Origin of the sequence: Candidatus Methanoperedens sp. (assembly GCA_012026795.1) — an archaeon.
In the GTDB taxonomy this organism is placed as follows: domain Archaea; phylum Halobacteriota; class Methanosarcinia; order Methanosarcinales; family Methanoperedenaceae; genus Methanoperedens.
Map to the genome: position 1 here is coordinate 73,260 of VEPM01000013.1, position 12,275 is coordinate 85,534.

A 12,275-nucleotide genomic window follows, 5' to 3' on the forward strand; every position below is an offset into this window, starting at 1 on the left:
TTACTCGAATTAGGTGGTTACACTGAACTTATCCACTTGTACCGGAATGACAAATGGATTGCTCAATGTCTTCACTCGTAAAAATCCTTTGTCTTGTGCACGCCTTATTGATGGTTCGAAATCGGCAAAATCGTAATACTTGCAGAGTTCTTTAGTCTCGTCCGTATTATTTAAATGAGAAATAAACCAGTTTGCAGTATTCCGCAAGATATTTTTTTGAATACTACTAACCTCTTGGGTGGCATAAACCATCCCAATTCTGTATTTTGCTCCTTCTTTGGCTGTTCTGACCCAAATGTCAGTTAAATCCAAGTCATTTCCTGCAGGAAGAATATTGTGTGCTTCTTCAATGTAAACTAGAATTTCAGGGATGTTAGCTACTCCCTGAATAAACTTACTTTGATTTTCTCTGAAAATTTTTTTTATTATTCTGTTTGCAGATGACTTGTTCAATTCTGGCTCGCCGCTGGATTGGTCAATAATAACAAGTTTACCTGCAACCAATTGGATGTAAATTTCCTCTGCATAATCTTTTCCTGTATCTGCACTGTGTTGACCTGTTGCCTTTCCAATTATTCTTGTTCCATTAGGGTACTGGAATATTCCGATAATTTTCTTAAAATCATCATCTGCCCAATTGCCTGAATGTTTCTGATCACTTACATATTCATCTTCAAATGCCTTATAACCACTATTATTTTCTCGTATGAAATTTTCCAATGCTTCAAAGGCAATCCCAAGCTGTGCCCAAGTTGGGTTTGGGTTTGAGAAAACGTTTGCTGCTGATATGTATTTAGACGCATTCTTGCTCTGGCTATTATGCATTGCTTCTATCAATTTTGCATTGAATAGTTTTGCCGTGCTTGCACGCAAACCGCTTGGAACGGTAAAGCCAGCCCTTGCCAACACTGCTCTGTATGCCAATACCCTTCTGTTATATCTTGTCAATTCACTGCGATCTTCCGGATCAGGTGCTTCAAATGCAACTTGCCGGAAGTTCTTCATATAAGTGTAGTCATTATCTGCAAGAATACTGTCAATGATTTCTTTACCAATCTGAAGATTTTCATCAGTATAGAAATTAAGGAGCATTAAAATACGGTCTGGATCACTTGGATGTTTGGTTATACCATAGGTAACGACTTCATTTGCTTTATTGGCGCCTTTCTGTATTTCCCAAATGTTTTTCAATGCATTTGGATTATTTTTACAATCTTTGTCCTGTGCATTTTCATTTGCATATTCTCCATTAGGATCGAATATGATTTGACCGATTCTTAATTCCTTGTCCCCTGATTCAGGATAGCGCAATTCATAAACCGATTTTGCAATGATTTTAGTAGTATTCGATTTACCAGTCCTTGTCATGCCGAATAAGGCAGATTTTTGAGAGAGCAGATCTGCAGGGTAGATGTGCACAGGAACATCATCTATCTCTTGGAATTTCCTGTTGGTTGATGCATATCTGATGAACCCAAGTCTCACATTTTTGGTTTTTCCATATTTTTCGATATGTTCCTGTCTGTTATTCGGGTCTGTATAATTTACTATTAGTCCCAGTGCTTTGCCATTTGGCTTGTAAACTTTTAGTCCTCTATTCGGATAAAAGTTGGAGAGGTCGCTGCCAAATTTTAACTGCAGCCGACTATTTTTATTTTGTTCTTCGGTTGGTGTATCCAGATAAAATGTTCCAATGATTCTACATTGAACACCAGCATAACCTAAATAGACCCGTGTTTTCGTGTCCATTATTCCGTCTCCGTCCCAATGCCTGTCAGTATCTCCACTAACTCGCTGGGCGGTCTCAACTCTGATTCTTTCTGCTTCTGAACTATTTGGTAATTGTGCTGCATCCATGACTCGAAGTAGAATAAATGAAGCATCTTCCTCTTTGAAGTCAATCTCTGCTTTATCCGGGTCAATGCGTGTGGCAATAAGAAAACTCAAACTCGGTATTCCTCCGACCTTTTGTCTCTCAGTGTCATGTATTTGGATTTTGGCATTTTCATAGTTTATGGAGAAAAGTTCTCCAACGTACTCGCTCTTTTGAACAAGCTGTTGAAACCATTTTTGTGCGTCCTTTTTTTGTATGGTTTCAAGGTCTTTGGTTATGCCTTTTTCTATTGTCATTGTCATATGTTTTCCCGTTTATCAAAATTAATTTTTAGTCCGTGCATAACCCCCACTCCAGCCCCTAACACCCCGTATATCCCCTGCGGTGCGGAATCGACGACACGATCTTCTTCGCGAGCCACGTCCTTTCCTCTTTTGGCATATCCTCAAGGTTCGCTGTATCAAAATAAGACAGTTCCTCATCAGTCGTTTCAACTGTTGAGGCTATCTGCCTTGCCATTTCCATCCTCTCTTCTTTTGAGGCTTTATACAACCAGGGACGAAGATTATTATTTATTGGCTTACCTCGAAAAATTAGTTCCCCTCCCATGTTACTCACGCTCCCACCCCATACCTCTTCCTGTCCAGAAGCTCCTGTTTCTTTCCTTCATTCCATCCGCTCACAGCCTGGATATACCCGGTCACACGCGAAAGATGCTCCACATTATTGCTCTCGCAGTTGGGGCATTCATCCAGCAGTCCTGAAGCCACATGGAAATCATCCATACAAACCGTCATGTCCTTCGTGAAAGCAAAATAACCGACCTGTGTGTTCTTCGCAATGTTCATCGCAAATTCCTTGAGGCCGTGCGGGTCCGGCGCGGCTTCGCCAAGCCAGATATCAAGGATATTGCCTCCATCCACTATCGGGAAAAAGGTCTCCTCAAGCTTGATGCGCGCCGGGAGAGACACATCTGCATTGGGCGGTATATGCGTGCCATTTGTGTAATAGATCGGAAGATCTCTTGTTTCCGAGATGTGCCTCAATGCTTCCGGAATGTTGCCTTTTATAATCGGCTCGGCGCATTTCCTGTATTCCTTATGCAGAATATCAGATACCGCAAACCTCTGGGCTGTAGTTTCGGCCGGAGTTCTTGCAAGCGCTATCTCCATGCCGTACTTCTCTGAGAGCTCCTTGGCATAGAACTTCATCTCGAACATGGCGCGGATCGCAAGACGGCGTGCTTCATCACTTTCATGTATCTGCTTTCCGGTATGGTGCTGGACCATTTCGTTTATTCCAACCACACCTATAGTATAGACAAGCCCTTTTGTATCAACAGCGATCTGCCCGTGGGTCATTGTGAACGGGTCCTTTGGCCTCTGGGTCACAAAAGGCATCCTTCCATTTTCGATCACAATATTCATCCACCTGCTCTTCACCCTGAAGAGATCCATGCACTGGTCCATCATGTTCTTCAATTCCCGGAAGAGTGAATCGTCGTCTTTTTTGGCCTTATAGGCCGCACGCGGGCAGTTCAGTGACACAACCTGCCATGCCCCCATCGAGAAATGCTTTCCCTCACGGAAATACAACTTGTCTTCAAACTCCGTATCCTTATCGTGCGAAGATGAGAAATTATAGGCACAGCACTGGTAGCAGCTAATGCCTTTTCCTGCGCCCCTGTATTCGGGGAGCTGGTTATCAAAATAAGGAGTTCCGTAGCGTGCAGCAAGCTCAAATGCTTTGGTGTAAAGTTCATGGTAGCTCAAAAGTTCGGGGTGTGTGCGGTTAAACTCTTCATCCTCGGTCATGAAATCAGGCTCAAGGCTTATCTCAGGCTTGGGGAAATTGAAAGGTTTTCCCCAGTAATCGCCTTTTAGCATTACGTTCATCATGGCTTCAAAGCCCAGCCTGACCTCGCGCTCGAACTCACCGTACGTGCGCTTTGGAGCCTGTATGCCGTCCCAGACCCTTCCTTTATAAACTACAGGTTTATCACGCCAGAGTTTCGGGACACCTGGGGAGAGCTGGACAGAGGAGAAAACCAGCTGTCCCCCGCGGGCCACCATCATCTGGGTCATTTCATAAACGAACATCTGTGTGAGCTGCTCGACCTGGTCATAGCTCATGCCTTCAAAATAAGGCGCCATAAATGTGAGGAAATTATAGAAACCCTGCCCGCCCGCGAAATTTGTCTGGGCGCTGCCAAGTGCTTTTACTGCGTGAAGGATTGCCACCTCTGCTTTCTTTGCAGGTCCTGCAACACTTGCTTTTGTCCCGCTTCCATCTGGCATGAGGCCGTAGTAGAAGAAATACCGCAAGTCCCAGTCCTGGCAAAACGCGCGTGTCCCGAAATATTCCAGGTCATGAATATGTATATCGCCATTAAGGTGCGAGTCAGCAAGTTTTGGAGGTATCATGAGGAGGTACTGTTCCTTGCTCATCTTATCCGCTTTTTTCTTGTGGCTTGTCTCTGCGTTCTCCTGCAGGTTTGCATTGTCGCGGGCCTCAAAACCAGAACCCATATCTATGCGGTAGGCGTCAAAAACAGGCGTCCCCACTCTTGTTGAAATGTTTCTCCATTCGGTATGGCCATGCTCAAGCAGTATAATATTGACCAGTTCCCGGACAAGAGGACCTGAAAGGAACTTCACGTTCATGTCCTTTATCCTTTTCTCGGTTTCTTTGGCTATTCCTTTTGCTTCTTCCTCGTTGATCCCGGCAGTTCCATAGAACTGCTCGCAAAGCTTTGTTTCTTTGAGAAGCTGTTTTACGATAGTATCCCTGTCCCAATCCATAAGGTGGCCATCCGTTGTCCTGACCTTCGGGATAATTGAAACAAGAGAGCCTCCGAGTGTTTTCTGGATAGTCTGGACTTCTCTTGGTTTTTGTTTTATTGGTTCCGGATTTGCCTTTTGTTGCTCCTTTCTTGCAGCAAAAGCGTTATACAGCTCTTCCTTATGTTCTTCCATAAGATCCGTTATCTGTACTTCTATATATTTGCCCATCTTATCTTCACCTCATTTTTTGAGTCATGCAGTTTGTTAGAGTTCAGGGGAACCTGTACCCTTGGTTCCTTTCACCCTATGCGACGTCTTTAATCAGGGATTCAACATTGCCCTGGTTAATCCTGTCTTGCGTGAATAACTCATTATATGTATGGAATTTATCGCCTATTTGCAGCACCGGCGCAGCCATTGTAAATACGCCGTTCATCCTCAGTTCTGTTAATGCCGCCGGGGTAGCCATATCTACCTCTGTGAATTGTACTTTTGTGTTCTCCAGGAATTGCTTCAATACCTTGCAATTCGGACAGTTTTTTGTTGAATATATTATGACGCCCTGCACGCTTATATCTCCTTTTAATCAACCCATTAATTTCATAGTTTATAACGGTTTTTTAAACTATGTCTGGATACTAATTGTAGCTGTTTGTTACCATATACTTTATCCAATCTGGTTGTTTTCGAATCACATTTGTTACCATGTTATATATCAAATAAGATAACAATATGATTTATAATCCGGTTTATCCCATCCCCAATAATTATGTACTTTGCTTGTGTGTAACCCTCGATTTTATGTTCCTTAAATTCAAAGATGAAGTTTCATCAATATTATCCAGCGCTGTTGAAAAAGCAGGATTCGAAGCGCAAGACCTTGCTCTGATTGAATCGCCTCATGCAGACCTTGCATCTTCTGTGGGATTCAGGCTGGCGCCGAAATATAAGAAAAGCCCTAAAGAAATCAGCGAGAAAATCTACAAAAATATCTCAATACAGGCAGATTCTTATGTTGCCCGTGCCGAAATGACAGGGCCTTATATCAACTTTTTCATAAGCCGCACTTTCCTGAACGAAACCATTCTTCGCGTGCTCCATGACAGGGAGAATTTCGGGAATCTTAACAATAAGGGAAGAGTTATCCTGGAACATACTTCGGCAAATCCTGACGGCCCGCTGCATATCGGTCACATCAGGAATTCCGTAATTGGCGATACCCTTGCCCGTATCCTTAAACGCGCCGGATATGATGTGGAGACGCAGTATTATATTAACGATATGGGGCGGCAGATCGCTGTGGTTGTCTGGGGACTTGAGAATTTCCAGTTCGATACAACAAAAAAGAAAGACCATGCGATCGCCGAAGTTTATATTAATGCCAACAAGACCCTCGTTGATGAAAAGGAACATTCGCCGGAAGTGGATGCCATAATGAAAAAATACGAGACAGGCGACCCCGGTATAGAAGCAAAATTCAAAAATGCCATCGATACTTGCATGGAAGGGATAAAAGAATCCCTGACACGCATGAATATCCGTCATGATAAATTCATCTGGGAATCACAATTCGTTCGCTCCGGAGAAGTGAACATGATAATGGATAAAGTCAAGGCACTTGACCGCACAGCACTAAAGGACGGCGCGTTCATGGTTGACCTGAAAGATATGGGCATCCAGAAATCGCTTGTAGTCCAACGCTCGGACGGGACTTCTCTTTATACTACCCGCGACCTTTCATACCATGAATGGAAGGCAACGCAATGCGACAGGATGATCGATATTCTTGGGGCTGATCATAAACTTATCTCATCGCAACTAAAAGCAGTACTCAGGATACTGGGTCATAAAGAACCTGAGATCGTTATTTTTGAGTTCGTGTCGCTGCCCGAAGGTTCCATGAGCACCCGGCGCGGTGTTTTCATTTCTGCTGATGAACTCATTGATGAAGTTGAGAAAGCAGCTTTTGAAGTCGTTGATAAAAAGCTTCCTGACAAAGATCTGGATTTCAAGAAAAAAGTAGCATCTTTTGTGAGCATCGGCGCTGTGCGGTACGATATTGTCAGGATATCCCCTGAGAAGGCCACAGTGTTTGATTGGAAAGAAGCTGTGGACTTTGAAAAACAGGGCGCTCCATTCATTCAATATGCCCATGCAAGAGCATGCAGCATAATAAAGAATGCCCGTGATGAGGGAATTTCATTTGAGAATTTCGATCCCGATACCCTTCTTGAAGAACAGGAAATAATGCTGATCAAAAAACTGTCCGGATTTGAAAATGTGATTGACAATGCGTCACGGGAATTAAAACCAAACCTTCTTGCCATATATGCAAGAGAACTTGCAGATTCTTTCAACCAGTTCTACAGATATGTGCCAGTTCTATCCGCCGAGCCTGAATTCAGGTCAGCACGCCTTGCGCTTGTTGAATGTTCCCGCATCGTTCTTGCAAATGCACTTGATACACTGGGTATATTTGCGCCTGAATCAATGTAATAATATATCCATGAAAATAATATCGGTTGTAGGTTATAAAAAAACAGGAAAAACCACGTTGGTAGGACAGCTTGTCAAAGTTTTGAAAAAGCATGGATCAGTTGGGACGATAAAACATCTCCATGAACATGATATTAATGCTCCAGATACCGATACCTGGAAACATGCACAGGCTGGCGCTGATGTTGTAATCGCAGTTACTCCGAATGAGATCGTGAAATTCTCGCGCAGCAATGATCTGGCAACTGCACTGGATGAACTTGCAAATGCAGGAGTGGATTTTGCAGTGGTTGAGGGGTTCAAGGATAGCAAACTGCCTAAGATCGCGCTTGGTGATGTTGAGGCCACTGAAATTATCAAACGGCTGGATACTTTTGAAAATGTAGATATCGATGAATTGGTAAATATCATAATGAAGCAACCCGAATTTCACACGCTTGATTCTTTGCTTCGAAAGCTAAAGAGTTCAAAATCAATTGAAAAAGCAGGCGCTATCGGGACGTTTACCGGAATTGTCCGGGCAGTTACAGATAAAACAAGCACCGAATTTTTGGAATTTGAAGCATACGGAGAACTTGCCCGGAAAAAGATGGATGAAATATGCAGGCAGCTTATGGAAAAAGAGGGTATAGTCGATGTGCTGATGCATCACAAAACAGGAATAATCCCAGCGGGTGAGGACATTGTTTATATTGCTGTTGCAGCCAGTCACAGGGAAGAGCTATTCCCGGTATTGAGGGAAGCAATAGAACGCCTGAAAGTTGAGGTTCCTATATGGAAGAAAGAACATACTGTTAAAGGGGATTGGTGGGTGCATGATTATAAATGATGCTCTGATCAGTTATTATTTCATGTTTCAATCCTTGTTTTAGTGGATGTGCCTCTTGAATCTGACCCCACCTCTTTAGGTGTCATATCAAGTCGATATCTATATCTTGACCATATCCTGAAGGATTTAAGAGTGTGGGATTGAGAGCAGGTATGTTGCGATTTGAGCAATACTCCTTTTTTACATGGTGTGTTTATGTCAAAAAACCGCTTTCCATACCAAACCATTAAAAAAATATGTGCAGGATCGGGATTCACCGCAACCCTATTTCTCAAAAAGGATTCCTTTAATCCTGTTTCAACCACTTCATCATAGAACGAAGCTCTTTTCCGACCTTTTCTACTTGATGCTCATTCTCCTGTCTCTCAAGGGCATTAAGGACCGGCCTGTTGGCTTTGCTTTCAAGAACGAATTCTTTTGCAAATTCCCCGCTCTGGATCCTGCGAAGCGCCTCTTTCATAGCCAGTTTTGACTGCTCATTGATGATCTTTGGCCCGACGGTCAGGCCGCCGTACTCAGCAGTGTTTGACACATAGTACCACATCTTGCTCAATCCGCCTTCATGAATGAGGTCAATTATGAGTTTCATTTCATGGAATGTTTCAAAATAAGCGATCTCAGGCTGGTATCCTGCTGCAACAAGTGTCTCGAATGCTGCTTTCATAAGGCATGTTACTCCACCGCAAAGATCAACCTGCTCGCCAAATAAATCAGTCTCAGTTTCTTCCTTGAATGTTGTTTCAAGCACGCCTGCTCTTGTTGCTCCAATTCCTTTTGCATAAGCCATGGCTGTATCCTTTGCATTCCCTGTTGCATCCTGGTATATTGCAATGAGCGCAGGAACACCGTTTGCTTCGGTATATGTCCTGCGCACAAGGAAACCAGGACCTTTTGGTGCGACCATTATTACATCAATGTCCTTTGGAGGAACGATCTGGCTATAATGGATATTAAATCCATGTGAAAAACATAATGTTTTGCCCTTCTTCATGTGCGGGGCGATTTCGGAAGCATAAATTGCACCCTGTATCTCATCAGGTACGAGCATCTGGATGATATCAGCTTTTTTTGCTGCATCAGACATTGTCATGACTGTCAGACCATCTTCTTTTGCCTGTGCCCATGATTCCCCGTCTTTCCTGACACCAACAATTACCTTAAGTCCGGAATCATTCAGGTTCTGCGCCTGCCCTGCTCCCTGGCTGCCATAACCAATAACGGCAATTGTCTTATTTTTCAGTATTTTTAGATCTGCATCCTTTTCATAGTATATTTTAACCATAATACATATACCTTCTTTGGCTTCCCTTACATTAATAAGAGATATAAATGTTTCATAATCACCTTTTTTCGAAACACAAAATAAACTTATCAAAACTGTATCGAAAAATATATAGATGTTCTAAATAATATAACCAATCAGGTGCCAAAATGAGTATTAAATTAGGATTTGTTGTTTCAGAATTCAACCGTGATCTTACTATCCAGATGGAAACGCTCGGAAAAGAACATGCGGCATTCCTTGGCGCCACAGTTGAAAAAATATATTATGTGCCAGGAGTTTTTGACATGCCACTGGCTGTAAAAAAAATGGCGCAAGATAAAACAATAGACGCAGTAGTGACTATTGGCTGCGTTATACAGGGAGCGACAAAACACGATGAGCTGGTGATCCAGCACGCTTCAAGAAAGATCGCTGATCTTGCGCTTGAATTTTCAAAACCAATAACCCTGGGGATATCCGGTCCTGGAATGAGCAGGCTTGATGCCCATGAAAGAGTGGAATATGGCAAAAGGGCGGTTGAAGCTGCTATTAAAATGGTAAAAATGTTAGAAGAGTAAAGCACAATACGTTAAATTTGAGAATGGACTTAATTTGAGTCATTGAAATATGATTCACATCGAAGTTTTCCAGCATAACATATAAACACTCTAAAATACATAGTTACATAGTAGGGAGGACTGAAAACATGGAAGTTAAAATGCCGGTGAAAGAAATAATGACCAGGAACGTTGTAGCCATAGATATCAAATGTGATGTCCAGCAGTTAGCTCAGAAAATGCTTACATACAAGGTTGGAAGCGTCATTATCACCGACAGGAAACAACCAGTCGGTATAGTTACGGAGCGAGATATTGTCAAAAAGATCGTTTCAAGGAACTTAAGACCGGATGATATTTCCATTAAAGAATTAATGACCACACCCCTGATCTCTGTATCTTCAAGAGATGACGTTACAGAAACGATGCATAAGATGGTGAAATTGGAGATACGGCGGTTGCCGGTAGTGGAAAATGGAAGGCTAATTGGTATTATTACGGATACAGACCTTCTTGCTGTTTCCGCTGAAATGGGTAACATCTTCTCAGATCTGATCAAGATGCACAGGGAAAAAATATTTTCCATGGAGACAGAAGGACGGGTTTTTAAAGGTATCTGTGAGGATTGCGGATACATTTCAGATAACCTGTTAGAAGTAGAAGGAAAACTTCTCTGTGAGAGCTGCAGGGAAAACCTTGAATAGGAATAGCAGCTTGCAAAGGGTTTTAAACAATTAACATATAACATAATTATACATGATAAAAGGAGTATGTTATGAAAGTTGAAGACGTAATGACCAAAAATCCTGTTTTTATACAGGATACGGATTTTATGACGCATGCGCGCCAGGTGATGCGGGACAGACATTACAGGACTCTTCCAGTGGTCAATGCAAAAAAGAGGGTAATAGGGATACTGACCGAAAAAGAATTGTTGAATATATATTCCACCAAATCAAATGTAACTGTTGAAGGTTTCACATCAGAGTTTCCGTTCATATATCCGGATATGGATATGATGGAAGCTGCTAAATTAATGATGGATGCGGGGATGGGACGTGTTCCAGTCCTGAAATCGGGACAGGATATGACACTTGCAGGGATACTGAGTGTTGTTGATATTTTCAGGAACCTTAAGCTTGACAAAATACCCCGGAAAAAGATTAATGAAATAATGACTACAGATGTAAAAACCAGTTCTAACAAAGACCGCATATCCAAAGTCTGGCTGAACATGAAAGAAACAGGCCTGTCAGGATTTCCCGTGTTGAAAAATGGAGAACTTGTTGGCATGGTAACACGGCGCAATATAATCAATGCCGGTTATGCCAGAATTGAAAGAGAAGACGACCAGGGAACAAAATCCACGATGTCGCCGCCCGTTGAGAAGATTATGAGCACTCCGGCATATACGTTGTCCCCTGAAGCCACGCTTGCGGAAGCAATACAGGCATTCATGAAACTTGACGTGGGCAGGATCTCAATAACAAATGACGGAAAACTTGTTGGCATAGTTGACAGGAACGATATTATTAAAGCATTCATCTAAAGGTGTTTTATGAATAAATCTGGCAATAACGTAAGTAATGCAAGTATAGCAAAGCAGGGTCGAAAGGGATATATGCGGAACATGGCTCCCATCGATTTCAAATCAAGGATATCAGAAAAAACCGGGGACATAATGAGCATAGCATCAAACGATGTCATCACTATCCCCCCTACAATGCCTGTGATCGGGGCAGTAAAGACGATGCTGAATCACGGATTCCGGAGAATTCCTGTAGCGGATGCCGGGACGAATCACCTGAAAGGGATCATTACATCACAGGATATAGTGGATTTCCTTGGTGGCGGACAAAGGAATTTGATAGTTAAAAACAAATTCAAAGGCAATCTGCTTTCAGCTGTCAATGGAAGTATCAGTGAAATCATGGAAACAAATGTCATATCCCTTAATGTAAAAGATTCGTTGAAAGATGCATTGAATATTATGATAAAAGAGAATATCGGAGGAATCCCTGTAACCGATGGAGATGGCACAGTGAAAGCCATTGTTTCCGAAAGGGATTTTGTTTTCCTGTTATCCGGTATCGTTACGGGTAAGACAGTTGAAGGATACATGAGCAAAAAAATAGTGACAGCACCCTCTGATATGTCAGTAGGGGCAGCAGCCAGGTCCATGATAAATAATGGTTTCAGGAGACTTCCGGTTCTTCGGGATGATGTACTTATAGGTATTATTACAGCATCGGATATTATGCGCTTCCTGGGAAGCGGTGATATGTTCGACCGGCTTGTTACCGGGAACGCCAGGGAAGTTTTCCAGGTTCCGGTCAGCACTCTTATAAAAAGGGACATAATTTTTACGAAATCGGATGTTGATCTTGGAGAGGCTGCAAATGTAATGCTTGATAAGGACGTGGGATCACTACCTGTCCTGGAAAATGGTGAACTGAAAGGAATTATAACCGAACGTGATTTTGTACGTGCAATGGCTGGTTAAGAGGTTATT

Annotated in this window: 11 protein-coding genes; 6 read left to right on the forward strand and 5 right to left on the reverse strand. The window is 42.5% G+C overall.

Features of this window, described 5'->3' with window-relative positions; all coding sequences use genetic code 11:
- Window positions 1-9 precede the first annotated feature (9 nt).
- The 4 genes from FIB07_07645 to FIB07_07660 form a co-directional block, all read right to left on the reverse strand.
- Window positions 10-2,130: a DUF87 domain-containing protein gene (locus tag FIB07_07645; GenBank protein ID NJD52725.1), complete on the reverse strand. Its 2,121-nt coding sequence runs from the start codon at window positions 2,128-2,130 to the stop codon at window positions 10-12.
- 64 nt (window positions 2,131-2,194) lie between these two features.
- Entirely contained in the window at window positions 2,195-2,452 is a 258-nt protein-coding gene (locus FIB07_07650; GenBank protein NJD52726.1) for a hypothetical protein, read from the reverse strand.
- A complete protein-coding gene (gene nrdD, locus FIB07_07655) occupies window positions 2,449-4,809 on the reverse strand; it encodes an anaerobic ribonucleoside-triphosphate reductase (GenBank protein ID NJD52727.1) in 2,361 nt (786 codons plus the stop codon). The genes FIB07_07650 and nrdD overlap by 4 nt, the downstream gene beginning before the upstream one ends.
- A 112-nt stretch (window positions 4,810-4,921) precedes the next feature.
- On the reverse strand, window positions 4,922-5,185 hold the full coding sequence (locus tag FIB07_07660) for a glutaredoxin family protein (protein NJD52728.1): 264 nt from the start codon (window positions 5,183-5,185) through the stop codon (window positions 4,922-4,924).
- Window positions 5,186-5,418: 233 nt separating this feature from the next.
- Here FIB07_07660 and FIB07_07665 point away from each other — a divergent pair, with 233 nt between their 5' ends.
- Both FIB07_07665 and FIB07_07670 read left to right on the forward strand, forming a co-directional pair.
- On the forward strand, window positions 5,419-7,113 hold the full coding sequence (locus FIB07_07665) for an arginine--tRNA ligase (GenBank protein NJD52729.1): 1,695 nt from the start codon (window positions 5,419-5,421) through the stop codon (window positions 7,111-7,113).
- Window positions 7,114-7,123: 10 nt separating this feature from the next.
- Entirely contained in the window at window positions 7,124-7,942 is an 819-nt protein-coding gene (locus FIB07_07670) for a molybdopterin synthase (GenBank protein ID NJD52730.1), read from the forward strand.
- A gap of 286 nt (window positions 7,943-8,228) precedes the next feature.
- Here the strand turns inward: FIB07_07670 and ilvC are convergent, their stop codons facing one another.
- Window positions 8,229-9,224 carry a ketol-acid reductoisomerase gene (ilvC, locus tag FIB07_07675; GenBank protein NJD52731.1) on the reverse strand — a complete coding sequence of 332 codons (996 nt, stop codon included), beginning with the start codon at window positions 9,222-9,224 and terminating at the stop codon, window positions 8,229-8,231.
- Between the two features lie 149 nt (window positions 9,225-9,373).
- On the opposite strand from ilvC, the gene FIB07_07680 reads away from it, so the two are divergent.
- From FIB07_07680 to FIB07_07695, 4 genes are all read left to right on the forward strand, one after another.
- Window positions 9,374-9,784 carry a 6,7-dimethyl-8-ribityllumazine synthase gene (locus FIB07_07680; GenBank protein ID NJD52732.1) on the forward strand — a complete coding sequence of 137 codons (411 nt, stop codon included), beginning with the start codon at window positions 9,374-9,376 and terminating at the stop codon, window positions 9,782-9,784.
- Between the two features lie 128 nt (window positions 9,785-9,912).
- Complete coding sequence (locus FIB07_07685; protein NJD52733.1) at window positions 9,913-10,467, forward strand: CBS domain-containing protein; 555 nt, start codon at window positions 9,913-9,915, stop codon at window positions 10,465-10,467.
- Between the two features lie 71 nt (window positions 10,468-10,538).
- Window positions 10,539-11,312: a CBS domain-containing protein gene (locus FIB07_07690; GenBank protein ID NJD52734.1), complete on the forward strand. Its 774-nt coding sequence runs from the start codon at window positions 10,539-10,541 to the stop codon at window positions 11,310-11,312.
- Between the two features lie 9 nt (window positions 11,313-11,321).
- Window positions 11,322-12,266, forward strand: a complete 945-nt coding sequence (locus tag FIB07_07695; protein NJD52735.1) for a CBS domain-containing protein — start codon at window positions 11,322-11,324, stop codon at window positions 12,264-12,266.
- The last annotated feature ends 9 nt before the right edge of the window (window positions 12,267-12,275 follow it).